This is a genomic window from Novosphingobium aromaticivorans DSM 12444 (assembly GCF_000013325.1).
Lineage (GTDB): Bacteria > Pseudomonadota > Alphaproteobacteria > Sphingomonadales > Sphingomonadaceae > Novosphingobium > Novosphingobium aromaticivorans.
This window is the reverse complement of record NC_007794.1, coordinates 2063741-2089548: the sequence shown is the minus strand read 5'-3', so window position 1 is coordinate 2089548 and position 25808 is coordinate 2063741. Positions and strand designations below refer to the sequence as shown.

Here is a 25808-nt window from a genome sequence, read left to right as displayed (position 1 = left end):
GCGTCGGTGGCATTTGCCCCCGGCGCCACGCGCGTTCAGCCCCAGCGGCCCGTCTCCATCCAGATCAGGAAGCGTCGCAGCGGCAGAAGCCAGATCGTGCCGAGCACGACGTAGACGACCGTCTGCACCAACACGTGCCACTTGCCGATCGTCCCCGACAGGGCGGCAATCCCGAAGGCATAGACCACCAGGGCCAACACCAGGCCGAGAATGCCGACGGGCTTGCGCCAGGTTGGTCGATAGTCCTGCTTCACTTGTCCTGCTCCCACGGTCCGTAGATTCGCGTCGGCGTTACCACCGCATGAAGCGCCCGGTCATGCGTTTCGCGGGGAAGGCGGTCGACCAGCTGGCAATCCCAGGCAAGCCCGATGCGCACCGCCGCCGGATGAGCCTCGATCCATCGATCGTAGTGCCCGCCACCTTGCCCAAGGCGTCCGCCTTCGGCGTCAAATCCGACAAGGGGGACGAAGACCACCTCGGGCTTTGCGACAGGAGCACTCGCCTGCGGTTGAGCGATGCTCTGCCATGGGCCCGGCTCAAGCAATTCGTCCACCCACGGTGAGGACCACTCGCGAAACTGCATCGGCGAATCGCGGTCCGCGAACCAGGGCAGGGCGATCTTGTGTCCGGCTTCGTGGAAATGACGGGCATAGGCTGTGGCAGGGGCCTCGCCGGGCCCGGCAAGGTAGACGCCAACGGTTGCATCCTGGGGAACCAGTGCGGTCACCGGGGAGGGCGGGCGCATGAACATCAGCGCCCTTACGCGCGGGTCGAGCGCCGCCACGTGGGCATTGCGCCGCGCCCTCAATTCCTTGCGCAGCGCATTCTTGCCTTCCACGCGGTGCTCCGAAAATTCATGCAAAAGGGGAGGGTGACGGGCCCACCATGGGTCGTTTGCTCGGAAAATCCTCTGACGCCTCGACGTCAGGTGGGGACCGCTTGCCTGGGACCAGGGTCCCGGACAGGGGCAGCCCCCTTGGATTGCTTATAGCCTCAGGGATGTTCATGCGGCTCGTGCCGGGCAGATCCCGTCACCACATGATTTAGGCGCTTGCAGGGTCCTGCTCAAGGGCAAGCGCAAGTTTTTCGATCCGCTCCGCCAGGAGATGGACGCGCGCGACCGTTTCTTCCTTGATGGCAGGCGGTGCCGGGACCGGCTCGATCACGGGCTGAGGGGCGGGCGCTTGCCGATGCGCTTCGTGGAGTTCGTCTGCCAGCATGAGGGCGGCAAACAGCAACATTCTCGTCTCGCTCTGCGCTCCACCCATGCGCCGGGCGCGATCGTCGATCATGCGGCCGAGCATCTCGATATGCGATTCCTCGCCATCGGCGCAGGATACGGCGAACTGCCTGCCGCCGATCTCGAGATTGATGTTGCTCATCGGACGTCTTTCACTTGGGCAGTCCGGCCAGGAGCAGGTCCAGCTGTCGCAGTTCCTGCGCTACCGTGTCCTTCAGTCTGCGGTGGCGCACTTTCAGGATCGCGAGTTCCTGGCTCGCGTCATCATGCGTGGCAGCCCCGCGGCTGTCCTGTTCCGTAATCGCCCCCTCGACCCGCTTGAGCGCTTGCTCAAGCCGGTCCAGCGCGGCGTCCAATGCTTCCGTCGCCATGGTCGCGCACGCTACCACATTAGCCAATCATCGCAACCTGCGGCACGGGAAAGATCGGTAGACAGCGCTGGACAAGCGTTTCGGGGCCCCAGAAACGCCCGGGCCAGCCTTGACCATGAAGCCAGTGGTGACCAAAGAGGCCCCGCTCCGAATCATCGGAATTCGTGCACTTGCCGGTGTGGCCGCACGGACAAGGAAGGGCTTTTTCAAGCATGACACGCGAAACCACCGCGCTGGCGCCCATGGCCAACGCGATCCGTGCGCTTGCCATGGACGCGGTCCAGGCAGCGAATTCGGGACACCCTGGCATGCCGATGGGCATGGCCGATGTCGCGACGGTGCTGTGGACGCAGTTTCTGAAGCACGATCCCGCCGCGCCGAAGTGGTCGGATCGGGACCGCTTCATTCTGTCGGCCGGCCACGGCTCCATGCTGATCTACGCGCTGCTTCACCTGTCGGGCTACGAAAGCCCGACGATGGACGACATCCGCAAGTTCCGCCAGCTCGACAGCGTCTGCGCCGGTCACCCCGAGAACTTCCTTATTCCCGGCGTTGAATGCACCACCGGTCCGCTCGGGCAGGGGCTTGCCATGGCAGTCGGCTTCGCAATGGCCGAACGCCATCTTAATGCCCAGTTCGGCAGCGACCTGGTCGACCACAAGACGTGGGTCATTGCTGGCGACGGCTGCCTCATGGAAGGCATCAACCACGAAGCGGTCGGCCTTGCAGGCACACTCAAGCTTGGTCGCCTCAACGTGCTGTGGGACGACAACAAGATTACCATTGACGGTGACACATCGCTTTCGACAAGCGAGGACATTCTTGGCCGGTATGCCGCGTCGGGTTGGCACGTCACCTCGTGCGACGGCCATGATTTTGCAGACATCGCACGCGCGCTGGCAGAAGCACAGGCCGATCCGCGCCCGTCGCTTGTTGCCTGCCGCACCGTGATCGGAAAGGGTGCGCCCAACAAGCAGGGCGGGCACAACGTCCATGGCGCACCGCTCGGTGCGGACGAGATCGCTGCCGCGCGTGAGTATCTTGGCTGGACCGCGGCTCCGTTCGAAGTCCCGGCCGACATCCTCGCCAACTGGCGCTCCTCGGCAGAAGCCGGAAAGACCGCGCGAGCCGAATGGGAAAAGCGGGCTGCAGCCAATCCCAATGCCGCCGAACTGGCCCGCCGCATGGCCGGGGAACTCCCCGCCCAGACCGGTTTCGACGCCTATATCCAGTCGCTGATCGCCAGCCCGCCCAAGGTCGCCACCCGCAAGTCGAGCGAGATGGCTCTCGAGGCCTTCACCGCGAACGTGCCCGAGATGGTGGGTGGTTCGGCTGACCTCACCGGCTCGAACAACACGAAGACAAAGTCGACCGCGCCGTTCACGCCGGAAAGCTATGACGGACGCTACGTCTACTACGGCATCCGCGAATTCGGCATGGCTGCCGCGATGAACGGCATGGCGCTGCATGGCGGGATCATCCCGTATGGCGGCACGTTCCTCGTGTTCTCCGACTACTGTCGCAACGCCGTGCGCATGTCTGCGCTCCAGCACGTGCGAGCGATCTATGTGTTCACTCACGATTCGATCGGCCTTGGCGAAGACGGCCCGACCCATCAGCCGGTCGAGCATGTCATGTCGCTGCGCATGATCCCGAACCTGCTGGTATTCCGTCCTGCGGATGCCATCGAGACCGCTGAAGCGTGGGCTATCGCGCTTGCAAACAAGGACCGTCCGTCGGTCCTCGCGCTGACCCGCCAAAATCTGCCGCCGGTCCGCTTCGACGCCGAGATGAAGAGCGCAAAGGGCGCCTATCGCCTTGTTGCCGCGCAGGCCGACCGCAAGGTTGTGCTGCTGGCTACCGGTTCGGAAGTGGAAGTCGCGATCAAGGTCGCGGCCGAACTGGAAGCCAAGGGTCTGGGCGCCGACGTCGTTTCGGTTCCATGCTGGGAACTGTTCGACGAACAGGACGCGGCCTACAAGGCTGACCTGCTGCCCGCCGACGCACTCAAGGTCTCGGTGGAGGCAGGCGTGACTCTGGGGTGGCAGAAGTACATCGGCGATGGCCTGGCCATCGGCATCGACACGTTCGGCGCGTCGGCCCCGGCCGAAGTGCTGTTCGACCACTTTGGCCTCACGGCTGAAAAGATTGTCCCGCAGATTCTCGCGCGGGTTTCGTAATTCAACAGGAGAAAGCTGACATGGCGATCAAGGTTGCGATCAACGGTTTCGGACGCATCGGGCGCAATGTGGCCCGCGCCATTCTCGAACGTCCCGATTGCGGGCTCGAACTGGTTTCGATCAACGACCTGGCCGACGCCAAGGCTAACGCCCTGCTGTTCAAGCGCGACAGCGTCCATGGCGCGTTCTCGGGCGAAGTCTCGGTCGATGGCAACGACCTGATCGTCAACGGCAAGCGCATCCAGGTGACTGCCGAGCGCGACCCGGCCAACCTGCCGCACGGAGCCAACGGCATTGACATCGCGCTGGAATGCACCGGCTTTTTCACCAATCGCGATGGCGGCCAGAAGCACCTCGACGCCGGCGCCAAGCGCGTTCTGATTTCCGCTCCGGCAAAGAACGTCGACCTGACGGTCGTCTATGGCGTGAACCACGACAAGCTGACCGGCGATCACAAGATCGTCTCCAACGCGTCGTGCACCACCAACTGCCTCGCGCCGATGGCCAAGGTCCTGCATGAATCGATCGGGATCGAGCGTGGTCTGATGACCACGATCCATTCGTACACCAACGACCAGAAGATCCTCGACCAGATCCACAGCGATCCGCGCCGCGCCCGCGCAGCCGCGATGAACATGATCCCCACCAGCACCGGCGCCGCCGTTGCAGTGGGTGAAGTTCTGCCCGACCTCAAGGGCAAGCTTGACGGTTCGTCGATCCGCGTCCCGACCCCGAACGTCTCGGTCGTGGACCTTACCTTCACGCCGAAGCGCGACACCTCGGTCGAGGAAGTCAACGGTCTCCTCAAGGCGGCTGCCGAAGGCGCACTCAAGGGCGTGCTTGGCTACACCGACGAACCGCTGGTTTCGATCGACTTTAACCACGATCCGCATTCGTCGACCATCGACAGCCTTGAGACTGCCGTGCTCGAAGGCAAGCTGGTCCGCGTCCTGTCGTGGTACGACAACGAGTGGGGCTTCTCCAACCGCATGCTCGACACGGCGGGCGCAATGGCGAAGTTCCTCTGAGGAACGGTTGACATGAGCGGGCGTCTTGGTGGCATTGCACGGCACGACAGGCCGCGCGGGGCCGTCGAGACGCTCGATCATGTTTCGGTCTCTCGCGAACTCGGCGTTCGCGGTGACCTGCGCGGCGCGATCCGGCCCGGAAAGTCCGGGCGCAGGCAGGTTTCCCTGATCGAAGCCGAAAGTTGGCAGGCCGCGCTCGCCGCCTTGCAGCTTTCCGCCGATCAATGGCTGCCTTGGCACGTTCGCCGGGCCAATCTCCTGGTCGAGGGCATCCGCTTGCCGCGAGAGGCGGGCAAGGTCATTGCCATCGGCTCGACGCTGCGCATCGAGACAACTTGCGAATGCGATCCGTGCAGCCGCATGGACGAAATTCTACCCGGCCTGAAACTCGCGCTGATGCTTGACTGGCGCGGCGGTGTGCTCGGCCGGGTCCTGACAGATGGCGAGATCGCCATCGGCGACGAAGTGAGGATCGAGGAATGAGCTTCAAGACCCTTGACGACATCGGCGACCTGACCGGCAAGACCGTGCTGGTGCGCGAGGACCTCAACGTGCCGATGCAGGACGGCGCGGTCACCGACGACACGCGTCTGCGCGCCACCATCGCGACGCTGAACGAGCTGTCCGACAAGGGCGCGAAGGTGCTCGTGCTGGCGCACTTTGGCCGCCCCAAGGGCCAGCCGTCGGAAGAATTTTCTTTGAAGAAGCTCGCTGCCCCGCTCGCGCACGTACTGGGCCGTCCGGTCAGCTACATCGACTGGGAAAGCGACAAGGCCGCTGTGGCTGCTCTGACGCCCGGTGCGATTGCCGTGCTTGAGAACACCCGCTTCTTCGACGGCGAGGAAAAGAACGACCCAGCCGTGATCGAGCGTTTCGCCAGCCTCGGCGACATTTACGTCAATGATGCCTTTTCCGCCGCCCACCGCGCCCACGCTTCGACCGAAGGCCTGGCACACGTGCTGCCGGCCTATGCAGGCCGCGCCATGGAGGCCGAGCTCAAGGCATTGCAGAAGGCGTTGGGGGAACCCGAACGTCCGGTGGCAGCCGTTGTTGGCGGGGCCAAGGTGTCGACCAAGCTCGACGTGCTCAAGCACCTTGTCAGCAAGGTCGATCACCTGATCATCGGTGGTGGCATGGCCAACACGTTCCTTGCGGCGCGCGGCGTGAACGTGGGCAAGTCGCTGTGCGAACACGACCTTACCGGCACCGCCGAGGAAATTCTCGACAATGCCGACAAGTCGGGCTGCACCGTTCACCTGCCGTACGACGTGGTCGTTTCGAAGGAGTTCACCGCAAACCCGCCGAGCCTGCGGACCTGCAATGTTCATGAGGTCGCTGCAGACGAGATGATCCTCGACGTGGGCCCGGCCGCGGTCGAGGCGCTTGCTGATGTGCTCAAGACCTGCAAGACGCTGGTGTGGAACGGTCCGATGGGGGCGTTCGAGACCGAGCCGTTCGACGCCGCCACCGTGGCGTTGGCGCGCACGGCTGCAGCTCTGACCAAGGAAGGTTCACTCGTGTCGGTGGCGGGCGGGGGCGATACCGTGGCTGCCCTGAACCATGCGGGCGTGGTTGGTGATTTCTCTTACATCTCGACTGCAGGCGGCGCCTTCCTTGAGTGGATGGAAGGAAAGGAATTGCCCGGCGTCGCGGCGCTGGAAGGATAGAGGTCGGGATAAAAATTTCGAGGCGCGTGTTGCACTGCGGCACGCGCCTTATTATGGCGTTTCCTCGCATAGGTATGCGCCATTCCAGACGCCCGGTTGGTTTGCCGAGCGTCTTTTTCCGGCGGATTTACGCATAGGTATGCGGAGCCCGTATTCTGGGCCTTCCGCAAGAACAGGACAGGCTGATGAACACGACCGAAATGACCGCGAAGATGGCCTCTGGCGATGGTTTCATTGCCGCTCTCGACCAGTCAGGCGGTTCGACGCCGAAGGCGCTCAAGGGCTACGGCATCGAAGAGGGGGCCTGGAATTCCGAAGAGGAAATGTTCGGCCTGATCCACGAGATGCGCGCCCGTATTATCCGTTCGGCCGCATTCGACGGCAGCAAGGTCATCGGAGCCATCCTGTTCGAGCGCACGATGGACGGGGCGGTCGACGGCAAGCCGGTCCCCGCTGCGCTGATCGAAAAGGGCGTCGTGCCCTTCATCAAGATCGACAAGGGCCTCGAGGATGAGGCGAACGGCGTCCAGCTCATGAAGCCGATGCCTACCCTCGACGACCTGCTCATGCGGTCCAAGGCTCTCGGTGTCTACGGGACCAAGGAGCGCTCGGTCATCAATTCGGCCAATCGCGAAGGCATTGCAGCCGTGGTCGCGCAGCAGTTCGAAGTGGGCAAGCAGGTCCTGTCGCACGGCATGATGCCGATCATCGAGCCCGAGGTGAACATCAAGAGCGAGACCCGCGCCGAATGCGACGCGATCCTGCTCGACGAGATCCTGAAGAACCTCGACGCGCTGCCTGAAGGCACCCAGGTCATGCTCAAGCTCTCGCTGCCGGTCGTTGCTGGCACTTTCGATCCGCTGGTCTCGCACCCCAAGGTTTTGCGCGTCGTGGCGCTTTCGGGCGGATACAAGCGCCCCGAAGCGTGCGTCGAACTTGCGAAGAACAATGGCATCATCGCCAGCTTCAGCCGTGCGCTCCTCGAAGATCTGCGGCATCAGATGAGCGATGCGGAATTCGACGCTGCGCTGGGCGCGGCAATTGACGAGATTTACACTGGCTCGACGCAGAAGACGCTCGTCGCTGCCTGACACATCCGTTTGAGAGGACGGAAAGGCCGCCCCGCCGCCGGTACAGCCGGGGTGGGGCGTTTTGCTTGTGCTGTTGCTGCGTGCCTTACTGCGCCACGCTGAAGTGAAAGCGGTAGTCGGCGGCCTCAAGCTGGCTGTCGGTCGTTCGTCCTGGTTCCACAGTATCAAGCAGGAGGCCGTCCGAAGGTTCGCCGAGAGTGAACTGGCGGCGCTCCACTGTGCCTCCGCGCGTGACCGTGGCGTCCACCACAACCCGTCCGGCCCAGACACAGCGGGCGTTCATCGGGCAGCGGCTGTCTTCAAGCACGGCATCGGGGCGCACTTTGGCGCTTCCGACAAGTGTGGTTTCGCCGATACCGGCAAAGCCATCACTGCGCTCAGCCTGCGGAATGACGGCGCAACCAGCTAACGTAGCGATTGGCAGGATGATGGCGAGGAATGCGTTTTTCATCCAGTCACAATGCGGTACGCGCCTGAACCGTTCCGGAACCGTCATTGCAGCATGGCGATCGAGGCGATAAGGCGCCCGCATGGCCAAGCTTTCCTCCGAACTCTACCTGATCTCGCCTCTCGACGTCGAAGGCACCTTTCCAGAGCGACTGGAGCGGGCGCTCGACGCAGGGCCCGTAGCCGCATTCCAGTTTCGCGTGAAGGATGTGGACGAGCATTCCGCTGCGCGCATGGCCGAACCGCTCCAGCGCATCTGTGCCGATCGTGATGTGGCGTTCATCGTCAACGATTCCATAAGCTTGGCAAAGCGCCTGGGCGCCGACGGGGTCCACCTTGGCCAGAAGGATGGTGACGTGAAGGATGCGCGCGAACGTCTTGGGCGCAACGCCCAGATAGGTGTCACCTGTCATGACAGCCGGCACCTTGCGATGGATGCGGGTGAGGCGGGGGCCGATTACGTTGCCTTCGGCGCATTCTTTCCGTCGAGCACCAAGGAAACCAAGCACGTCGCGGGTCTCGATCTGCTCGAATGGTGGCAATCGATCTTCGAACTTCCATGCGTTGCAATTGGCGGCATCACCCCGGCAAATTGTGCCCCGTTGATCCGGGCCGGCGCGGACTTTCTGGCGGTCAGCAATGCCGTGTGGGACGGGGACGAGGCAGCCAATGTAGCGGCCTTCTTCGACGCAATCCGCGCAAACCCGCGCATCACCGAGCAATAAGTCGAGGAACGTCGGGCAGCGCAAAGGATTGATCCGGAGCACAAGTTCCGGAGTTTCGATGTTACGCCACACAGCTGCCGCGCTCGCCATCCTAGCCCTTGCCGCTTGCCAATCGGAGAAGTCGGACCCCGCTCCCGATAAAAGCGCGGCAGCGCAGCCAGCGAAGCCAGCGTTCGTCGTGCCCATGGCTTCGAGCGATCCTGCGCCCGGCCAGCCCGCACCGGCCGAGGACATGCCGCGGCCGGTGATGCAGGCACAGGTCGTACTCGAACGGCTTGGCTTTGCGCCCGGGATCATCGACGGCAAGGAAGGACTGAGCACTCGAAACGCGGTCCAAGGGTTCCAGGAAGCCAATGGCATTGCCGTCTCTGGCAATTTCGATCGCGCCACGATGCAGGCGCTCGCCCGCTGGTCCAACATACCCGCCACCCGCCTGGTCACCATCCCGGACGATTTCGCGCACGGTCCGTTCGCGCCGTTGCCAAAGGAACCTGCAGCCCAGGCGAAGCTGAAGGCTTTGGGCTACGCCTCGCTCGAGGAAAAGCTCGCCGAGCGCTTTCATACTACGCCTGAAGTGCTGCGCGCTCTCAACGCACCTCCGGTGCAGCAGCCGATTGCGTCAAGCGCTGCGGTGGAGGCAACGAGGCGAACGCCGGTGATCTATCGTGCGGGCCAGCAGATCAGGGTTCCGAATGTCGGCGCCGATGCCATCGATCCTGTGGCGGTCGGGGACCAGGGCGCACTCGAAACCATGGCTTCGCTCGGCGTCGGTTCGAACCAGCCCAAGGCGGGGCGCATCGTTGTGAGTGAACACGCGGGGACGCTGAAAGCCTTCGACGCATCGAACAAGCTTGTCGCGCTTTTCACCGTCACCACCGGTTCCGAACACGATCCGCTGCCGTTGGGGAACTGGAAGATCTACTCTTCCTCGTTCAATCCTCATTTCCGTTATGACGCCAGCCTGTTCTGGGACGTCCCCGACAGCAAGGGCGAGCATCTCCTGCCGCCGGGGCCCAATGGACCGGTGGGTGTAGTGTGGATCGACCTGTCGAAGGAGCACTATGGCATACATGGCACCCCGGAGCCGCAGACCATCGGCCGGACGGAAAGCCACGGCTGCGTCCGCCTCACCAATTGGGATGCCGCGCGGCTCGCGCTCATGGTCGACGGCGCGACGAAGGTTTCATTCGTAAGGTGATGGGCCTTCCCACTTTGGTCCCGCCGTGCCAGACAGGCGCCTTGTCGCGATAACAGGCGGAGCAGGCATGACTACAGGTTCGGGACCCCGGGAACTGACGATCAGGGGCATCGTCCTCGGCGCGATCCTTACTGTCGTATTCACTGCCGCTAACGTCTATCTCGGCCTCCGGATCGGCCTGACCTTTGCGACGTCCATACCAGCCGCGGTCATTTCCATGGCCGTCCTGCGCGCGTTTTCCGGGGCAACCATCCAGGAAAACAATATCGTCCAGACCATTGCAAGTTCCGCAGGTACGTTGTCGGCAATCGTCTTCGTGCTGCCCGGTCTTGTCATGGTGGGATGGTGGGCCGACTTTCCCTATTGGGAGTCGGTCGCGGTCATTGCGGTCGGCGGCGTGCTTGGCGTGATGTATTCGGTGCCGCTGCGCCGTGCTCTCGTTACGGGATCGGACCTCCCCTATCCGGAAGGCGTCGCCGCGGCCGAAGTGCTGAAGGTCGGCGCTGGCGTTGGCGGAGAAGAGGAAAACCGCAAGGGCCTCGCCGCCGTGACTGCGGGCGGCCTGCTTGCCGCGCTCTATCCGCTCCTCGCCAAGATGAAACTCGCGGCCGAGGAAGTTGGCGGGGTGTTCAAGGTCGGGACCGGAGGCTCGATGCTGTTCGGCGGCCTGTCGCTCGCGCTCGTCGGAGTGGGCCATCTGGTGGGCATCGCGGTGGGCATTGCCATGCTCGTCGGCATCGTGATTAGCTTCGGCGTCCTTCTCCCCCAGTTCACCACCGGGGGGCCGCCGGTCGGGACAGAACTGGCCGATTTTGTCGGCACGGTGTTTCGCCAGAAAATCCGTTTCATCGGCGCTGGCACCATTGGCGTTGCAGCCATCTGGACGCTGCTGCGCGTAATCGGCCCCATCGTGCGCGGCATTGCATCGGCCATCGCAGCAAATCGCGCGCGGAAGGGCGCCGGCATCGCCAGTCTCGACCTGGCCGAACGGGACATTCCAATTGGTATCGTGGGCGGCACGATCCTGCTTGCGATGGTGCCCATTGCACTGCTTCTCGCCGACTTTGCGGTCGGAGGCCCCGTCGCCGCCGCGCTCGGCATGACGCTTATCGCTTCGGTCGTCTACGTGCTGGTCGCTGGCATCGTGATTGCTTCTGTCTGTGGCTACATGGCCGGTTTGATCGGCGCTTCGAACAGCCCTATCTCGGGTGTTGGTATCCTTGCCGCGCTCGGTATTTCCCTGCTTCTGCTCGCCCTGTTCGGGCAAGCGACCAATCCCGACGATACCAAGGCGCTAGTCGCATTTGCGCTATTCGTCACGGCAATCGTCTTCGGCGTAGCCACGATTTCGAACGACAACCTTCAGGATCTCAAGACCGGTCAGCTCGTCGGCGCGACGCCATGGCGCCAACAGATAGCTCTGGTCCTCGGCGTCCTGTTCGGTGCGTTGGTCATCCCGCCGATCCTCGACCTTCTCAATTCCACTTTCGGGTTCCAGGGCGCTCCGGGGGCAGGGGAGAACGCGCTGTCGGCACCCCAGGCCGCACTCATCTCCGCTATTGCGCAGGGTGTTCTTGGCGGCAGTCTCGACTGGAACCTCGTCGGCCTCGGCGCTGCGATCGGTGCCGGCGTCATCCTCGTGGACGAACTGCTAAAGCGCTCGGGCAATCGGTCCCTTCCTCCACTCGCGGTGGGAATGGGCATGTACCTGCCAACGCAGGTGACGATGCTGGTCATCGCAGGCACGGTGCTGGGACACCTCTACAATCGCTGGGCCCTGCGTCAGTCCTCGCCCGAGCTTGCGGAGCGCATGGGCGTCCTGACGGCTACCGGTCTTATCGTCGGTGACAGCCTGTTCAACATCGCCTACGCCGCCATCGTCGCGGCGACCGACAATCCCGATGCGCTGGCTGTAGTTGACGGCTTCCCGGCAAGCTTGCCGCTGGGCGTGGCGGTTTTTGCCGCGATCATCGCCTATGCATACTGGCGGATGCGGCGGGACGGAGGCAACCCCGCCTAGCCCGGTGTGGCGATGTTGACCGGGCCGGAGTGCACGCAGCGCAGACCGCTTTCGGCATCGCCGTCATCAAGTTCACGCATGATGCCGTCGCCGTCCATGACGAAGCGGCGGCCCATGAAAGGGCCGCTTGTCAGGGTCAGCCGATCAGCCAGGAGAAGATATGATCCCCGGCTGCCGTCTGGGGCGACGTAGTTGGAATCCGGCACGACCCTGAAGCTTGCTTCCGGCCTTGCAACCGGCGCGACGTTGGCATCGCCCGGCACCTCGCACGTCCATGTTCCCTGCTGCAATGTGTGCAGCATTCCACCCGGGACCGCGTATGCGGAACCCGCGATGGAGCAGACGGCCAGCCCGGTGCAAAGTGAAAGGATCATCGTGCGCTTCATGCCTCACGCGCTAGCACGCGCGGTGCGGTCCGGGCAATCGGGCGCTTGAAGCAAACGGCCCGAACCGCTAAGGGCCGCCCTTCCTACTTTAGCGCAAGGCTCTTTCCATCATGAAGATCAGCGGCGTGGACATCCGTCCGGGCAACATCCTGGAATACGAAAAGGGCATCTGGAAGGTCGCAAAGACCCAGCATACCCAGCCCGGCAAGGGCGGCGCCTTCATGCAGGTCGAGATGAAGAACCTCATCGACGGCCGCAAGACCAACGTCCGCTTCCGCAGCGCCGACACGGTCGAGCGCGTTCGCCTCGACACCAAGGATTTCCAGTTCCTCTACGCGGAAGGCGACGATCTGGTATTCATGGACGTCGAGACCTACGACCAGATCACCCTACCCAGCGATCTTCTCGGCGATGCCGCAGCGTTCCTGCAGGACGGCATGACCGTCCTCCTCGAAATGTACGACGAACGCCCGATTTCCGTGCAGCTTCCGGAACAGGTCGAAGCGACCATTGTCGAGGCTGATGCCGTGGTTAAGGGGCAGACCGCTTCTTCGTCCTACAAACCGGCCATCCTCGATAACGGCGTGCGCGTGATGGTTCCGCCGCACATCGAAAGCGGCACCCGCATCGTCGTCGACGTCTACGAGCGCAGCTACGTAGGCAAGGCGAACTGATCGATGGCAGCTATTTCCGGCCTCATTCGCGTGATGGAGCGCGCGGCGCGCAAGGCGGGTGGACGCCTGCGCCGCGACTTCGGCGAGATCGAACATCTCCAGGTCTCCAAGAAGGGGCCGGCCGACTTCGTCTCGAAGGCCGACCGCCAGGCCGAACGCACCCTGTGGGACGAACTGCGCGCGGCGCGTCCGGGTTGGGGCTTCCTGATGGAAGAGGGTGGCGAGATCGAGGGTGAGCCGGGCAAGCCGCGCTTCATCATCGATCCGCTAGACGGCACCAGCAACTTTCTCCATGGCATCCCGCATTTCGCGATCTCCATCGCTGTGCAGGAACCGACGCTCGACGGGAAGGGCTGGGGTGAAGTCACTGCGGCGCTGGTCTATCAGCCGATCACCGACGAAAGCTTCTGGGCCGAAAAGAGCCAGGGCGCCTGGCTCCAGGACCGTCGTCTGCGGGTTTCCGCGCGCCGCCACCTTGACGAAGCGCTGATCGCCACCGGCATTCCGTTCGCGGGCCGTGGGGACATGGGCGAGTGGATCCGTATCTACGCAGAACTTGGTCCGCGCATCGCCGGCATTCGCCGGAACGGTGCGGCCTCGCTGGATCTGGCATGGGTCGCGGCCGGCCGCTTCGACGGCTTCTGGGAAAGCAGCCTTGCTCCCTGGGACACGGCCGCAGGATGCCTCCTCGTGCGAGAGGCGGGCGGCTTCGTGTCTGACTACAAGGGGCGGTCGCACCCGATCTGCGATGAAACCGTCCTTGCGGGCAACGACGCGCTGCATTCGAAGCTTCACAAGCTCCTTGTTGGCGCCTTGCGCAACGCATGATCTTGGGTTGGGCCCGACCTCGGGCTTGACCTTTTCGGCGGGCGCTGGCTAAGGCCGGTGCCCGCGTGCCCCTGTGGCGGAATGGTAGACGCGAACGACTCAAAATCGTTTGTAGAAATACGTGCCCGTTCGAGTCGGGCCAGGGGCACCATTCCTTCGGTAAGTCGATGCTTTTCCGAACCCGCTGACGTCGCGATGTGCGGAAGCGGGTACATATCGCTCTCGAGCGGTCGGGCGCAGCTTGTGTTCCAGATTTGTTCCGGATAAGCACTGGGCATGGCCAAACCCAAACGCCGATATGTGTGCCAGGCTTGTGGCAGCGTCACCCACCGCTGGCAGGGTCAGTGCGTCGATTGCAGCGAGTGGAACACGCTGGCCGAAGAAGCACCCGAGACAATCTTCTCCGCCAAGCACGACCTGTCGAGCGGCGGCCGACGCGTCGCCTTCGTATCGCTCGACCAGCCGGTCGCGTTGCCGCAGCGCCGCAAGACGGGCATTGCCGAATTCGACCGTGCGCTTGGGGGCGGCCTTGTCCCCGGATGCGCCATCCTGATGGGCGGCGACCCGGGGATCGGCAAGTCCACGCTCCTCCTCCAGGCATCGGCGAAGGTCGCTCTATCGGGCGGAAGCGCGGTCTACATCAGCGGCGAGGAGGCATCGGATCAGGTGCGCCTGCGTGCGGATCGCCTGGGCCTTGGCAAGGCACCGATCCTGCTCGCCGCAGCCACATCGGTTCGCGACATCCTCACGACGCTTGGCAACATGGAGCCGCCATCGCTGGTGGTCATCGATTCCATCCAGACCATGCACTCCGACCAGATCGAGGGAGCGCCGGGCACGGTCAGCCAGGTTCGCGGCTGCGCATTCGAACTGATCCGTTATGCCAAGGAGAACGGCGTCGCGCTTGTTCTCGTCGGCCACGTCACCAAGGATGGTTCGATCGCCGGGCCCCGCGTGCTCGAACACATGGTCGATGTGGTGATGAGCTTCGAAGGGGAACGCAGCCATCAGTACCGCATCCTCCGCGCACTGAAGAACCGCTTCGGCGCGGTGGACGAGATCGGCGTTTTCGCCATGGCAGGGCAGGGGCTTGAGGAAGTCGGCAATCCGTCGATGCTGTTCCTGTCGGGGCGTGAGCAGGAAGTGCCCGGTAGCGCGGTCTTTCCCGCGCTCGAAGGGACGCGGCCAGTTCTGGTGGAAATCCAGGCTCTTACCGTCCGCCTTGCCAGTGGTGCCACCCCACGCCGCGCGGTCGTGGGCTGGGATAGCGGCCGCCTCGCCATGCTTCTTGCCGTGCTCGAGGCGCGCTGTGGTCTCAATTTCTCTTCGGCTGAGGTCTATCTCAACGTCGCTGGAGGCTACCGGTTGACCGATCCTGCGGCAGACCTGGCGGTCGCCGCAGCGCTTGTGTCGGCCCTGTCGGATCGCCCATTGCCGAGCGGATCGATCTGGTTCGGCGAGATTTCGCTTGCCGGCGAGGTCCGCCCCGTGGCCCACACCCCGGTTCGTCTAAAGGAGGCGGCGAAGCTCGGTTTTTCAAGGGGCTGTGGTCCCGAAGCCGGTGCGGAAAAGGTCGATGGACTGCGCTATTCGCCGCTCAGGCTGCTGCCAAATCTGATTGACCGGGTCATGGGCGGCTCATAGGGTCCAGAGCCAATGACCGGGTTCGATTATGTGGTCCTTCTCCTCGTCGGCCTGGGTGCCGTCGGCGGCTTCTTTCGCGGCTTCGTGGAGGAAGTGCTCTCGCTTGCCGCCTGGTGCCTTGCGCTGCTCGCGGTCCACTATTTTCACGAACCTCTGACATACTATCTCGCGTCGCACCTGCCGACCGAAACTGGTGCGGGCGTGCTGGCCTTTTTCCTGCTTTTGCTGGCTCCCTACCTGCTGACCCGCTTCATCGCGCGCCGGATGGGCAGCGCCAGCCGAGGTTCGGCCATCGGCCCGATCGATCGTATCCTCGGCTTCGGATTCGGGGCGGTGAAGGGCTTCATTATCGTCGTCCTCGGTTATTCCATTGTCGTTTTCGGCTACGATCTGGTCTGGGGCGCGAACGGACGTCCGCAATGGATCGTCGAGTCCCGGACCTATCCGTTCCTGAATGCGGCGAGCGAGGAATTGCTCACGCTTATCTCCGAGCGGCGGGAGCAAGCCGCCGATCAGGCGCGCGAAGTCGCCCGACGCAAGGCGCGTGCCGCCGTCCTGGGTGACTGATATGGCTTCGCGCCCATCGTCGGGTGGACAAGGGCTATACACCCCCGAGATTCTCGCCGCCGCCATGGAACTCGCGCAGTATCCGTGGAACGATGCGCTGCCGCTGAAAGGGTCTGCACGATCGCGGAGTTGCGGCAGCACCATCGACATCGCGCTCTCGCTCGATGCTGATGGGCGGGTCGAAGGCCTCGCCCTCAGGCCGCACGCCTGCGCCGTGGGGCAGGCCGCTGCGGCCTTGTTCGCGCGCTCTATTCCCGGGCTTTCGAAAGCAGACATAGCAAGCGCGCGCGCCGAAATTGCCCGGTGGCTGTCAAGGGAAGGCGGCCTTCCGTTGTGGCCGGGTTTCTCCCTGATCGAGGCAGCGCGTGCCTTCCCGGCCCGTCACGGGGCAATTCTGTTGCCGTGGGATGCCGCGCTGTCCGCGCTGGCTTAGCGTTTTGCAGGGCTTGCTCCGCAAGTGGGCGCTTCGCTAGAGCAGCCGCATAAACAGGACGTATCGGGGGAATGTGCGTGAATGCATCCGTAACGAAGAACGACGCCGCGAAGCCGAGCGCGTCGGATATCAGGCTCGTGATCGCCGCCAGTTCGGCGGGTACCGTGTTCGAATGGTACGATTTCTTCATCTACGGCACGCTGGCATCAATCATCGGCAGGACGTTCTTTCCCTCGGACAACGCAACGCTCCAGGTGCTGCTGGTGTGGGCGGGATTTGCCGTCGGCTTCGGCTTCCGTCCGCTCGGCGCAGTCTTGTTCGGCTATCTCGGCGACAAGCTCGGCCGCAAGTATACCTTTCTCGTCACGGTCACGCTCATGGGTGTCGCCACGGCGGGCGTCGGCCTGATCCCCTCTGCCGCGACCATCGGCCTTGCCGCACCGGCCATCGTCATCCTGCTGCGCGTGCTGCAAGGGCTGGCACTGGGTGGGGAGTACGGCGGCGCTGCGATCTATGTTGCAGAGCATGCACCGGGCGGCCGTCGCGGCTATTACACCAGCTACATCCAGGCCAGCGTCGTGGGCGGCTTCGTGCTGAGTCTGATCGTAGTCCTGTCCAGCAAGGCGCTGATGAGCGATGCCGTGTGGAACGACTGGGGTTGGCGCGTGCCGTTCCTGGTCAGCCTCGCGCTTCTCGCGATTTCGTTGTGGATGCGCATGAAGCTGTCGGAAAGTCCGGTGTTCCAGGCGATGAAGGAGGAGGGCGAGCTTGCCGGTAATCCCTTCGTCGAAAGCTTCACCTACCCTGGCAACAAGCGCCGCATTTTCATCGCGCTGTTCGGCATCGCCGCCGGGCTAACCGTGATCTGGTACACGGCGATGTTCTCCGGCCTCAGCTTCCTCAAGTCTGCAATGCGCATGGAGGATACTCTGGCCGAGGTCGTCGTCGGTATCGGCGCCACACTCGGAATGGGCTTCTTCATCTACTTCGGCTCTCTTTCCGACCGTATCGGCCGTAAGAAGCCCATCATCATCGGCTATGCCGTCACGCTGCTAATGCTCTTTCCCACGTTCTGGCTGATGGGGGCCGCCGCCAATCCGCAACTCGCCGAGGCGGCAGAGCGCAACCCGGTCGTCGTAGCCGGGCCTGACTGCAACTACAGCCCCTTTGCCTCTGAACAAGTCAGCAATTGCGGCAAGCTCCTGGCTGACCTGGCGGCGTCCGGTGTGTCTTATAGTCTGCGCGATGACGCTGTGTTTGGCATGACCGCAGGTGGTTCAGCGGTTGATCTTGCCAGCTATCCGTGGACGGACAAGGCTGCTGCGCGCGCCAAGGCGCTCCAGTCCGAGCTTTCCGCGCATGGCTACGATTTCGCCAAGGTCCAGCCCTCGCTCGGCCGGATTGTCGCGGTTATCGGTGCGCTGCTGGCGCTCATGGCGATGTCCGGTGCGACCTACGGGCCGGTGGCCGCCCTTCTTTCCGAGATGTTCCCGCCGCGCATCCGATACAGTTCGATGTCGATCCCGTATCATCTCGGCACGGGCTACTTCGGGGGTTTCCTGCCGCTGATTTCCAGCTACATCGTCGCGCGCACCGGCGATCCCTATGCCGGGCTATGGTACACTTGGGTGGTCGTCCTGGTCGCGCTCCTCGTTGCGGCGTGGGGTTTGCGGCCAGGCCTGCCCGCCGACTTCACGGATGACTGACATTTCCCTTCCGACGACGCCCGACCTGCCCGAGTCCTCCCTTCGCCTGCGGATCGATGCCGATGCGCTTGCGTCTAACTGGCGCGCACTCGACGCGATGTCGGGCACGGCGACCGCCGGCGCTGCAGTAAAGGCTGATGCCTATGGACTGGGCGCTGCGCGTGTCTCGCGCATCCTTGTCGGCGCGGGTTGTCGCGACTTCTTCGTCGCGCATTGGGCGGAAGTGCCGAACCTCCTGCCGCATGTCCCCGCAGCCAGCATCGCCGTGCTGCATGGTCCCATGAATGCGGCGGAAGCCGCCTTCGCTCGGGCAACTGGTGCAAGGCCAGTTCTGAACAGCCTGTCGCAGGCCCGTCTCTGGCAGGAAACAGGCGGCGGACGGTGCCACGTCATGGTCGATACCGGAATGAGTCGACTTGGCCTCGCCATGTCCGAGATCGCCGATCCAGCGCTGGCTGACCTCGATGTGGACCTTTGCCTCAGCCACCTCGCAAGTGCGGATGAGGATGTTCCGCAGAACGAGCAACAGCGCCTTCGCTTCGAAACGGTCCGCGCCGCCATTCCCGCCCGTCGCTACAGCCTTGCCAACAGCGCCGGCATAGCGCTCGGTGCGGGCTTCCACGCGGACGTCACTCGCCCGGGCATCGCTCTCTATGGCGGCATCGCCAGGCCCGAATTTGCCGGCACGATCCGCCAGGTCGCGCGTCCCGAAGCAGCGGTCATCCAGGTCCGCCATCTCCAACCAGGCGACAAAGTCGGCTACAATGCGATCTTTACCGCTGATCGCCCGATGCGGGTCGGCGTTCTCGCGATCGGCTATGCCGACGGCTATCTTCGCTGCTGGACCGGGCGGGGTAGCTTCCTGTTCGATGGAGTCGAAGTACCCGTCCTCGGCCGGGTGTCTATGGACCTCACCATCGTCGACCTTGGCGGAGTCCCGTCATGCAACGAGGGGGATTGGCTGGTCGCATCCTACGACTTGCCGCGCGCAGCGCGCGAAAGCGGCCTTTCGCAGTACGAACTGCTTACGGTGCTGGGGCGTAGATTTTCCCGCCGGAATTGAATCTAAACCATTTGTCGAGACTTGTTGCGCCGCACATACTGCACATGCTAATAGTAGAAATGTCGCAGTGGGGGCGCACGTCATGGCAAATGAAGGCAAGTCCGGCGGAACGGTGATCATCAAGAAATACGCCAATCGCCGTCTCTATAATACCAGTACGTCCAGCTACATCACGCTCGATCACCTCGCGCAAATGGTAAAGGACAACGTTGACTTCCAGGTAATCGACGCCAAGACCGGCGCCGACCTTACCCATGCGATCCTCACCCAGATCATCATGGAAGAGGAAGCGGCGGGCGAGCAGATGCTCCCCACGAACTTCCTGCGCCAGCTCATCTCGATGTACGGCAATTCGATGCAGGCCCTCCTGCCCGGCTACCTCGAAGCCTCGATGGATCATTTCCGCGAGAATCAGGTCAAGCTGCGCAAGGCGATTGAGGACAGCATTGGCGCCAACCCGCTTGCCCAGTTGGCACAGCGCAACATGGAAATGTTCAAGGCCGCCGCTGCAGCCTTCGTGCCCGGTGCCGTCCAGCGCGACGACGCCAAGCCCGAACCGGCGGAGGCCGACGATCTCGACGTCCTGCGCAAGCAGATGGCCGAGATGCAGAAGAAGCTCGACCAGCTCTCGAAGTGATGCCCGTCTCCCGCAATCGCCCTACGCGGGGCATTGCGGGAAACGCCTTTGGGCTTTAACGCGCCAGCCCATGAACCAGCCCGCAATAAAGCACGCGCTCAACGTCAAGCGCGCCGACGACTTCGCCCAGTGGTACCAGGCCGTGATCGCCGAGGCCGAGCTTGCCGAGGAATCCGGTGTGCGCGGCTGCATGGTCATCAAGCCTTGGGGTTATGGCATCTGGGAACGTATCCAGAAGCTTATGGATGCCGAGATCAAGGAGGCAGGCGTCGAGAACTGCTACTTCCCGCTGTTCATCCCGTTGTCCTACTTCACCAAGGAAGCGGAACACGTCGAAGGCTTTGCCAAGGAAATGGCGGTCGTCACGCACCACCGCCTTATTTCGGACGGAAAGGGCGGCCTGACGCCCGACCCGGAAGCCAAGCTGGAAGAGCCGCTTGTGGTCCGTCCCACTTCCGAGACCGTTATCGGCGCGGCGATGTCTCGCTGGATTCAGTCCTGGCGGGATCTTCCGCTGCTTACCAATCAGTGGGCCAACGTCGTGCGCTGGGAAATGCGCACGCGCATGTTCCTCCGCACCAGCGAGTTCCTCTGGCAGGAAGGCCACACCGCGCACGTCGACGAGGCGGACGCGATGAAGGAAACCCTGCGCGCGCTCGAAATGTATCGTGCCTTTGCCGAAGGCCCGCTCGCCATGCCGGTGATCGCGGGACCCAAGCCCGAGAACGAGCGTTTCCCCGGTGCGGTCGAGACCTTCTCGATCGAGGCCATGATGCAGGATGGCAAGGCCCTCCAGGCCGGCACTTCGCACTACCTAGGCACGACCTTCGCCAAGGCGGCGGGCATCCAGTACCAGAACAAGGAAGGCCAGCAGGCCCTCGCGCACACCACGTCGTGGGGCGTCTCCACTCGTCTGATCGGCGGCGTCATCATGACCCACGGAGACGACGATGGTCTGCGAGTGCCCCCTCAGGTCGCACCGCAGCAGATCGTCATCCTGCCGATGCTCCGCGATAACGAAGGCGATGACGCGCTGCTGGCCTATTGCGAGGAAATCCGCGCGTCTCTGGTAAAGCTGTCGGTGTTCGGGGAACGCATCCGCGTTCTCCTCGACAAGCGCCCCGGCAAGGCCACGCAGAAGCGCTGGGCGTGGGTCAAGAAAGGCATGCCGCTCATTCTCGAGATCGGCGGACGCGATGCCGAAGGCGGCCTGGTTTCCGTGCTGCGGCGGGATCGCCTGTGGCGCCAGGATGCCAAGCCTAACTTCGTTGGCCAGGCCAAGGACGACTTCCTCGCCAGCGCCGCGACCGAACTCGAATCGATCCAGGCTGCACTCTATGATGAAGCCCGTGCGCGCCGCGATGCGCAGATCGTGCGCGACGTGACCGACCTTGAAGGCCTCAAGGGATACTTTGCGGAGGGCAACAAGTACCCGGGATGGGTCGAGATGGGCTGGGCCAAGCCCACCGGCGAAGCGCTCGACAAGGTTGTCGAGCAACTCAAGGCGCTGAAGCTGACCATCCGCAACACGCCGATGGACGCGGAAAAGCCTGTGGGCGCTTGCCCCTTCACCGGCGAGCCCGCGGTCGAGAAGATCCTGATCGCGCGGTCCTACTGATTTCCTTGAGGGTGGCGTGCTATCGCCACCCTTTTGGGCCCAGCGTCTTGGCGTGGCGTAGACGTGCGATATTGTCGCGCGCCATGCGAACGATGCTTGTCCTGATCCCGCTGCTGGCACCGACCATTGCGCGGGCCGCACCCGAAGATGCCGTTTCTCAGGCGCGGCTTCGTGCTGACGTGGAGAAGCTGGTCAGTTTCGGCACGCGGCATACCCTGTCCTCGCAATCCGATCCGAGGCGCGGAATCGGGGCTGCTCGAAAATGGGCTGAAGCCGAATTTCGCAAGGCATCGGCCGCCTGCGGCAGTTGCTTCGAGATCGTGTTGCCTGAAACCGTGGTGAGTGGCGACCGAGTGCCGGTGCCGACGCGGTTGGTCGATGTGGTGGCGATCCAGCGCGGGACCGAGCGGCCCAACGAGGTTGTGATTGTCCAGGGTCACATCGACAGCCGCGTTTCCGATGTTCTCGATGCGGTTAAGGACGCGCCGGGCGCGAACGACGACGCTTCAGGCACCGCGCTGGTGCTGGAAGCGGCACGGGTGCTCTCGAAGGAGCGCTTTCCGACCACCGTCGTCTATGCAGTACTTTCGGGCGAGGAACAGGGGCTGCTCGGCGGCAAGCTGCTGGCTGATTATGGTGCGCGGCAGGGATGGACCGTGAAAGCCGTCCTCAACAACGATATCGTCGGTGGATCGACCGGATCGGACGGGTACCGGGACGATACGCATGTGCGGGTGCTATCCGAAGGGCCGCGTGCCGACGCTACCGATGCCCTGCGCGCGCAGATGCGGCGTTATGGCGGCGAGAACGACAGCCCTTCGCGCAACATCTCGCGCTGGCTGGCAGGGCTAGCCGAGGCGGACGCGAAGGGCTTGGCGGTGCGGCAGGTCTGGCGCGCGGACCGGCTTGGCCGGGGCGGGGACCAACTGCCGTTTTCTGACAGGGGCTTTCCCGCCGTGCGTTTTACCGTCGCCGTGGAGGATTACGAGCACCAACATCAGGACTTGCGCACCGAAGGCGGAGTGAAGTTCGGCGATACCATGGACGAGATGGATTTTCCCTATCTGGCGAAAGTGACGAGGCTCAACGTACGGGCGCTGGCGAGGCTGGCACGGACGCCTATGCCCCCGGCTCCGGTGGTCAAAGGTGCAGTGCAGCCAAGTACCGACGTGGAGTGGCAGGCGGTGCCCGGCGCGTTTCGCTATGTGCTGTGGCAACGGAGGACCGATGCGCCGATGTGGGAGACCCGCTTGCTGGAAACGGGTGACCTGAAAGCCAGTCTCAAGGGCGTGCGCGCTGACGACTGGCTGTTTGGCGTGAGCGCCATGGCGGCGGACGGTAGCGAAAGTCCGATTGCCTCGGCGGTGCCTGGCGGGCAGTTCGCCCCGCTGGCGAAACCGTAACCGCTTGCCATCCGGGGGCGCAGGGACCACATGCCCCTCAATGGCTAAGCACAAATTTCCCCAGGGTCTTCCCACGCGCCAACAGGTGCTGGATTTCATCGCGCAGTCTGACGAGCCTGCCGGCAAGCGCGAGATCGCCAAGGCGTTCGGCCTCAAGGGTACAGAGAAGATCGCGCTCAAGGCGCTGCTCAAGGACATGGCCGAGGAAGGCCTGATCGACGGCAATCGCAGTGCGTTCCACGCCATGGGCGGCGTGCCGCGCGTCACCGTACTGCGCATCGTCGAGATCGACGAAGGCGAGCCGGTCGCCATTCCCGACACCTGGCAACCCGATGACGCAAGCCCGCCGCCGCGCTTGCGAGTGGTCGAGCCGAGGGGCAAGCCGCGCGAGCGCAACGCCGCGCTCCGCGTCGGCGATCGCATCCTTGCCCGTACCGAGGAGGCGGGGAAGGGCTGGCTCGCGCATCCGATGAAGAAGCTCCAGGGTGGCGAGGAACGGCTCATGGGGGTCGTCGAACTGGACGGTACCGGCAAGGGCTGGCTAGCGCCAGTGGACAAGCGCGTGCGCAATGCCGTGCCCATTTCGGATTTGGGCGGCGCCGAGGAAGGTCAACTCGTCCTTGCCGAACCGGCGGGCCGCTCGCCCCGCTCAGGAATGAGGGTTACCGCCGTTCTCGGTGATCCGCTCGCCCCGCGCGCATTCAGCCTGATCGCGATCCACAAACACGGCATTCCCTTTGTCTTCCCGCCAGCAGCGATCGAGGAGGCAGAGGTTGCGGCGAAGCTGCCGCTCAGCGAAGCGCGCCGCGAGGACCTGCGCCATCTGCCCATCGTTGCAATCGATCCCGCAGACGCGCGCGATCACGACGATGCCATCTGGGCCGAGCCGGATGGGGAAGGCGGCTTCCGCGCGATCGTCGCCATTGCCGACGTCAGCTTCTACGTCCGCCCCGGCGGCCAGACCGACCGAGAGGCCCGCAAGCGCGGCAACTCGGTCTACTTCCCTGATCGTGTCGTGCCGATGCTGCCCGAGGTATTGAGCGCCGACGTCTGTTCGCTCAAGTCCGGTGCCGACCGTGCGGCGATGGCCTGCCACCTTTCGATCGACGCCCACGGGCGGGTCAAGGACTTCCGCTTCACGCGCGCGCTCGTTCGCATTGCCGAAGTCATAGCCTATGAGGAGGCGCAGCGCCGGATCGATAGCAAGGAAGCAGCCCCTCATCTCGTCCATCTCTGGGATGCCTGGCGCCTGCTCGAAAAGGCCCGCCACGCTCGTGACCCTCTCGAACTCGAACTGCCGGAGCGCCGGGTCGTTCTGGATAGCGCGGGCAAGATCGCGGAGATCGCGATTCGCGAGAGGCTCGACGCGCATCGCGTGGTCGAGGACTTCATGATCGCGGCCAACGTTGCCGCCGCAAAGGCGCTGGAAGCCAAGGTGGCGCCGGTCGTCTATCGCATCCACGAGCCGCCGAACCGGGAAAAACTGGTCGCGCTCAAGGACTATCTCGCGACCTTCGACCGCAAATTGTCGCTCGGACAGGTGATCACGCCTTCGCTGTTCAACCGCATGCTAAAGGACATCGCGGACGAGGCGGAGAAGGCACTCATCATGGAAGCGGTGCTGCGCAGCCAGACCCAGGCCTATTATGGCCCGCGCAATGCCGGGCATTTCGGCCTGGCACTGGGTTCTTACGCCCACTTCACATCACCAATCCGTCGCTATTCCGACCTCCTGGTACATCGGGCGCTGGTCGACGCTTACGATCTTGAACAGCCGCGTCCATCAGTCGGGGTGCCACCCACGTCCGGCCTGTCCGACCGCGACCGCGCCGATCTCGCCCGCGTATCGGAAGCGATCAGTAACGCCGAGCGTCGAGCGATGGAGGCCGAGCGCGAGACTATCGATCGCTATGTCGCGGCCTGGCTGTCGGGCAAGGTCGGTGAGGTATTCGACACGAGGATCACCGGCGTCCAGAAGTTTGGCCTGTTCGCAACGATCATCGGGCTTGGTGGCGATGGTTTGGTACCGGTCTCCACGCTCGGGGCCGAACGCTTCAACTACGACGAAAAGGCCCAGCGCCTTATCGGGGAGTTGAGAGGCGAGGAATTCGCGATGGGTCAGATCCTCAAGCTCCGTCTCGCAGAGGCGAACCCGCTGACCGGAGCGCTGAAGTTTGAGCCGGTCGACGTTGCCGAAGGCGTTCAGCGCATCGAACGGCGCGGCGGTCGGTCGGAGCAGAAACCGCGCAGGCAAGGCAACTACATGGCGGGAAAGCGCGGACGACCGTCCAACATCCGCCATCAGGGTCGCAAGAAGTAGCGAGCAGTTCCGTCAGCTGAACCGGTCGATTTCCTGATCGGAAATCGCACCGGGGACGATCATCAGAGGGCAGGGAAGCTGTCCCGCGATCCCGGCGAAGTGCGAAACAAGCGGTCCGGGGTTGCTGCCGCCCGCCGCGCCGAGGACGAGTGCCGACACTTCAGGATGCTCGCCGAGGTATTCTCGCACTACCTTTGGTCCATCGCCCTGGCGGACTGCGATGACGGGCGTCAGACCGGATTCGCTGGCAAGGCTGCCGGCGGCTGTCATCGCCAGCACTTCGGCCCGGTCGCGCGCTTCCTCCTCAATCGTAGCCTGCACGCCGCCAAAGGCAACGAACTCCTGCTGGGGGACCAAGGCCAGGATGTGGACTGCTCCCGTCGTGCGCACTGCACGGCGCGCGGCAAAGCGCAGGGCTGCCTTGGCCTCGTCGGTCTCGTCCATGATGACCAGGTAGATGCGCTGCGACATGGCGATTTGTCCTTCCCGAAGCACAGGTATCGGCAAATTCGTATGCGGCGCAAGCGGCAACCCACTTGACCCGACACGCCATGCTGGTGAA

At 63.7% G+C, this 25808-nt stretch carries 26 protein-coding genes and 1 tRNA gene; 20 read left to right on the top strand and 7 right to left on the bottom strand.

The window, feature by feature from the left end; genetic code table 11:
* Window positions 1–35 precede the first annotated feature (35 nt).
* The 4 genes from SARO_RS09895 to SARO_RS09880 all read right to left on the bottom strand — a co-directional run bounded on the left by SARO_RS09895 (window position 36) and on the right by SARO_RS09880 (window position 1611).
* Window positions 36–254: a DUF2842 domain-containing protein gene (locus tag SARO_RS09895; RefSeq protein WP_011445621.1), complete on the bottom strand. Its 219-nt coding sequence runs from the start codon at window positions 252–254 to the stop codon at window positions 36–38.
* Complete coding sequence (locus SARO_RS09890) at window positions 251–838, bottom strand: 5-formyltetrahydrofolate cyclo-ligase (protein WP_011445620.1); 588 nt, start codon at window positions 836–838, stop codon at window positions 251–253. The genes SARO_RS09895 and SARO_RS09890 overlap by 4 nt, the downstream gene beginning before the upstream one ends.
* A 205-nt stretch (window positions 839–1043) precedes the next feature.
* Window positions 1044–1382: a cell division protein ZapA gene (locus SARO_RS09885; protein WP_011445619.1), complete on the bottom strand. Its 339-nt coding sequence runs from the start codon at window positions 1380–1382 to the stop codon at window positions 1044–1046.
* A 10-nt stretch (window positions 1383–1392) separates the two neighbouring features.
* The gene (locus SARO_RS09880) at window positions 1393–1611 is read right to left on the bottom strand and encodes a hypothetical protein (RefSeq protein WP_041550279.1); all 219 of its coding nucleotides are present in this window, start codon (window positions 1609–1611) and stop codon (window positions 1393–1395) included.
* Between the two features lie 212 nt (window positions 1612–1823).
* On the opposite strand from SARO_RS09880, the gene tkt reads away from it, so the two are divergent.
* From tkt to SARO_RS09855, 5 genes are all read left to right on the top strand, one after another.
* Window positions 1824–3791, top strand: a complete 1968-nt coding sequence (tkt, locus tag SARO_RS09875) for a transketolase (RefSeq protein WP_011445617.1) — start codon at window positions 1824–1826, stop codon at window positions 3789–3791.
* A gap of 20 nt (window positions 3792–3811) precedes the next feature.
* Window positions 3812–4819, top strand: a complete 1008-nt coding sequence (gene gap / locus SARO_RS09870) for a type I glyceraldehyde-3-phosphate dehydrogenase (protein WP_011445616.1) — start codon at window positions 3812–3814, stop codon at window positions 4817–4819.
* 12 nt (window positions 4820–4831) lie between these two features.
* Entirely contained in the window at window positions 4832–5302 is a 471-nt protein-coding gene (locus SARO_RS09865) for an MOSC domain-containing protein (RefSeq protein ID WP_011445615.1), read from the top strand.
* Window positions 5299–6486 (top strand): phosphoglycerate kinase, encoded by a 1188-nt coding sequence (locus SARO_RS09860; RefSeq protein ID WP_011445614.1) that lies wholly within the window; start codon window positions 5299–5301, stop codon window positions 6484–6486. The genes SARO_RS09865 and SARO_RS09860 overlap by 4 nt, the downstream gene beginning before the upstream one ends.
* 185 nt (window positions 6487–6671) lie before the next feature.
* Window positions 6672–7577, top strand: a complete 906-nt coding sequence (locus SARO_RS09855) for a fructose bisphosphate aldolase (RefSeq protein WP_011445613.1) — start codon at window positions 6672–6674, stop codon at window positions 7575–7577.
* 85 nt (window positions 7578–7662) lie between these two features.
* On the opposite strand, the gene SARO_RS09850 is transcribed toward SARO_RS09855, so the two are convergent.
* Complete coding sequence (locus SARO_RS09850; RefSeq protein ID WP_143004956.1) at window positions 7663–8073, bottom strand: hypothetical protein; 411 nt, start codon at window positions 8071–8073, stop codon at window positions 7663–7665.
* A gap of 34 nt (window positions 8074–8107) precedes the next feature.
* Between SARO_RS09850 and thiE the strand changes: the two genes are divergently transcribed.
* The 3 genes from thiE (at window position 8108) to SARO_RS09835 (ending at window position 11967) form a co-directional block, all read left to right on the top strand.
* Window positions 8108–8749, top strand: coding sequence for a thiamine phosphate synthase (thiE, locus tag SARO_RS09845; protein WP_011445611.1), 642 nt, complete (start codon window positions 8108–8110; stop codon window positions 8747–8749).
* 58 nt (window positions 8750–8807) lie between these two features.
* A complete protein-coding gene (locus SARO_RS09840; RefSeq protein WP_011445610.1) occupies window positions 8808–9947 on the top strand; it encodes a L,D-transpeptidase family protein in 1140 nt (379 codons plus the stop codon).
* 67 nt (window positions 9948–10014) lie between these two features.
* Window positions 10015–11967 carry an OPT family oligopeptide transporter gene (locus tag SARO_RS09835; protein ID WP_011445609.1) on the top strand — a complete coding sequence of 651 codons (1953 nt, stop codon included), beginning with the start codon at window positions 10015–10017 and terminating at the stop codon, window positions 11965–11967.
* Here the strand turns inward: SARO_RS09835 and SARO_RS09830 are convergent.
* Complete coding sequence (locus SARO_RS09830) at window positions 11964–12353, bottom strand: hypothetical protein (RefSeq protein WP_011445608.1); 390 nt, start codon at window positions 12351–12353, stop codon at window positions 11964–11966. The genes SARO_RS09835 and SARO_RS09830 overlap by 4 nt on opposite strands.
* Before the next feature lie 110 nt (window positions 12354–12463).
* Here SARO_RS09830 and efp point away from each other — a divergent pair, with 110 nt between their 5' ends.
* The 12 genes from efp to SARO_RS09770 all read left to right on the top strand — a co-directional run bounded on the left by efp (window position 12464) and on the right by SARO_RS09770 (window position 25246).
* Window positions 12464–13027: an elongation factor P gene (efp, locus tag SARO_RS09825; RefSeq protein ID WP_011445607.1), complete on the top strand. Its 564-nt coding sequence runs from the start codon at window positions 12464–12466 to the stop codon at window positions 13025–13027.
* A gap of 3 nt (window positions 13028–13030) precedes the next feature.
* Window positions 13031–13855: an inositol monophosphatase family protein gene (locus SARO_RS09820; protein WP_011445606.1), complete on the top strand. Its 825-nt coding sequence runs from the start codon at window positions 13031–13033 to the stop codon at window positions 13853–13855.
* Window positions 13856–13922: 67 nt separating this feature from the next.
* Window positions 13923–14006, top strand: a tRNA-Leu gene (locus tag SARO_RS09815).
* A 125-nt stretch (window positions 14007–14131) separates the two neighbouring features.
* The gene (gene radA, locus SARO_RS09810; RefSeq protein WP_011445605.1) at window positions 14132–15499 is read left to right on the top strand and encodes a DNA repair protein RadA; all 1368 of its coding nucleotides are present in this window, start codon (window positions 14132–14134) and stop codon (window positions 15497–15499) included.
* Window positions 15500–15511: 12 nt separating this feature from the next.
* Window positions 15512–16066 carry a CvpA family protein gene (locus SARO_RS09805; protein ID WP_011445604.1) on the top strand — a complete coding sequence of 185 codons (555 nt, stop codon included), beginning with the start codon at window positions 15512–15514 and terminating at the stop codon, window positions 16064–16066.
* 1 nt (window position 16067) lies between these two features.
* The gene (locus SARO_RS09800) at window positions 16068–16499 is read left to right on the top strand and encodes a Fe-S cluster protein (RefSeq protein WP_011445603.1); all 432 of its coding nucleotides are present in this window, start codon (window positions 16068–16070) and stop codon (window positions 16497–16499) included.
* Between the two features lie 71 nt (window positions 16500–16570).
* Window positions 16571–18205: an MFS transporter gene (locus tag SARO_RS09795; RefSeq protein WP_011445602.1), complete on the top strand. Its 1635-nt coding sequence runs from the start codon at window positions 16571–16573 to the stop codon at window positions 18203–18205.
* The gene (gene alr, locus SARO_RS09790; protein WP_011445601.1) at window positions 18198–19268 is read left to right on the top strand and encodes an alanine racemase; all 1071 of its coding nucleotides are present in this window, start codon (window positions 18198–18200) and stop codon (window positions 19266–19268) included. The genes SARO_RS09795 and alr overlap by 8 nt, the downstream gene beginning before the upstream one ends.
* An 82-nt stretch (window positions 19269–19350) precedes the next feature.
* A complete protein-coding gene (gene phaR, locus SARO_RS09785) occupies window positions 19351–19905 on the top strand; it encodes a polyhydroxyalkanoate synthesis repressor PhaR (RefSeq protein ID WP_041550278.1) in 555 nt (184 codons plus the stop codon).
* Window positions 19906–19975: 70 nt separating this feature from the next.
* Window positions 19976–21523: a proline--tRNA ligase gene (gene proS, locus SARO_RS09780; protein ID WP_011445599.1), complete on the top strand. Its 1548-nt coding sequence runs from the start codon at window positions 19976–19978 to the stop codon at window positions 21521–21523.
* An 83-nt stretch (window positions 21524–21606) separates the two neighbouring features.
* Entirely contained in the window at window positions 21607–22926 is a 1320-nt protein-coding gene (locus tag SARO_RS09775) for a M20/M25/M40 family metallo-hydrolase (protein WP_011445598.1), read from the top strand.
* Between the two features lie 40 nt (window positions 22927–22966).
* Complete coding sequence (locus tag SARO_RS09770) at window positions 22967–25246, top strand: ribonuclease R family protein (protein WP_011445597.1); 2280 nt, start codon at window positions 22967–22969, stop codon at window positions 25244–25246.
* A gap of 12 nt (window positions 25247–25258) precedes the next feature.
* On the opposite strand, the gene SARO_RS09765 is transcribed toward SARO_RS09770, so the two are convergent.
* Window positions 25259–25717: a universal stress protein gene (locus tag SARO_RS09765; protein WP_011445596.1), complete on the bottom strand. Its 459-nt coding sequence runs from the start codon at window positions 25715–25717 to the stop codon at window positions 25259–25261.
* Window positions 25718–25808 lie beyond the last annotated feature (91 nt).

What these genes read in the sequence shown, in the direction of transcription:
- efp (WP_011445607.1), top strand. Translation starts at nt 12,464, where the DNA reads ATGAAGATCAGCGGCGTGGACATCCGTCCGGGCAACATCCTGGAATAC.
- SARO_RS09880 (WP_041550279.1), bottom strand. Translation starts at nt 1,611, where the DNA reads ATGGCGACGGAAGCATTGGACGCCGCGCTGGACCGGCTTGAGCAAGCG.
- SARO_RS09770 (WP_011445597.1), top strand. Translation starts at nt 22,967, where the DNA reads ATGGCTAAGCACAAATTTCCCCAGGGTCTTCCCACGCGCCAACAGGTG.
- SARO_RS09800 (WP_011445603.1), top strand. Translation starts at nt 16,068, where the DNA reads ATGGCTTCGCGCCCATCGTCGGGTGGACAAGGGCTATACACCCCCGAG.
- proS (WP_011445599.1), top strand. Translation starts at nt 19,976, where the DNA reads ATGAACCAGCCCGCAATAAAGCACGCGCTCAACGTCAAGCGCGCCGAC.
- SARO_RS09835 (WP_011445609.1), top strand. Translation starts at nt 10,015, where the DNA reads ATGACTACAGGTTCGGGACCCCGGGAACTGACGATCAGGGGCATCGTC.
- SARO_RS09820 (WP_011445606.1), top strand. Translation starts at nt 13,031, where the DNA reads ATGGCAGCTATTTCCGGCCTCATTCGCGTGATGGAGCGCGCGGCGCGC.
- SARO_RS09850 (WP_143004956.1), bottom strand. Translation starts at nt 8,073, where the DNA reads ATGACGGTTCCGGAACGGTTCAGGCGCGTACCGCATTGTGACTGGATG.
- SARO_RS09775 (WP_011445598.1), top strand. Translation starts at nt 21,607, where the DNA reads ATGCGAACGATGCTTGTCCTGATCCCGCTGCTGGCACCGACCATTGCG.
- SARO_RS09855 (WP_011445613.1), top strand. Translation starts at nt 6,672, where the DNA reads ATGAACACGACCGAAATGACCGCGAAGATGGCCTCTGGCGATGGTTTC.
- SARO_RS09885 (WP_011445619.1), bottom strand. Translation starts at nt 1,382, where the DNA reads ATGAGCAACATCAATCTCGAGATCGGCGGCAGGCAGTTCGCCGTATCC.
- alr (WP_011445601.1), top strand. Translation starts at nt 18,198, where the DNA reads ATGACTGACATTTCCCTTCCGACGACGCCCGACCTGCCCGAGTCCTCC.
- gap (WP_011445616.1), top strand. Translation starts at nt 3,812, where the DNA reads ATGGCGATCAAGGTTGCGATCAACGGTTTCGGACGCATCGGGCGCAAT.
- radA (WP_011445605.1), top strand. Translation starts at nt 14,132, where the DNA reads ATGGCCAAACCCAAACGCCGATATGTGTGCCAGGCTTGTGGCAGCGTC.
- SARO_RS09865 (WP_011445615.1), top strand. Translation starts at nt 4,832, where the DNA reads ATGAGCGGGCGTCTTGGTGGCATTGCACGGCACGACAGGCCGCGCGGG.
- phaR (WP_041550278.1), top strand. Translation starts at nt 19,351, where the DNA reads ATGGCAAATGAAGGCAAGTCCGGCGGAACGGTGATCATCAAGAAATAC.
- tkt (WP_011445617.1), top strand. Translation starts at nt 1,824, where the DNA reads ATGACACGCGAAACCACCGCGCTGGCGCCCATGGCCAACGCGATCCGT.
- thiE (WP_011445611.1), top strand. Translation starts at nt 8,108, where the DNA reads ATGGCCAAGCTTTCCTCCGAACTCTACCTGATCTCGCCTCTCGACGTC.
- SARO_RS09765 (WP_011445596.1), bottom strand. Translation starts at nt 25,717, where the DNA reads ATGTCGCAGCGCATCTACCTGGTCATCATGGACGAGACCGACGAGGCC.
- SARO_RS09860 (WP_011445614.1), top strand. Translation starts at nt 5,299, where the DNA reads ATGAGCTTCAAGACCCTTGACGACATCGGCGACCTGACCGGCAAGACC.
- SARO_RS09840 (WP_011445610.1), top strand. Translation starts at nt 8,808, where the DNA reads ATGTTACGCCACACAGCTGCCGCGCTCGCCATCCTAGCCCTTGCCGCT.
- SARO_RS09805 (WP_011445604.1), top strand. Translation starts at nt 15,512, where the DNA reads ATGACCGGGTTCGATTATGTGGTCCTTCTCCTCGTCGGCCTGGGTGCC.
- SARO_RS09795 (WP_011445602.1), top strand. Translation starts at nt 16,571, where the DNA reads ATGTGCGTGAATGCATCCGTAACGAAGAACGACGCCGCGAAGCCGAGC.
- SARO_RS09830 (WP_011445608.1), bottom strand. Translation starts at nt 12,353, where the DNA reads ATGAAGCGCACGATGATCCTTTCACTTTGCACCGGGCTGGCCGTCTGC.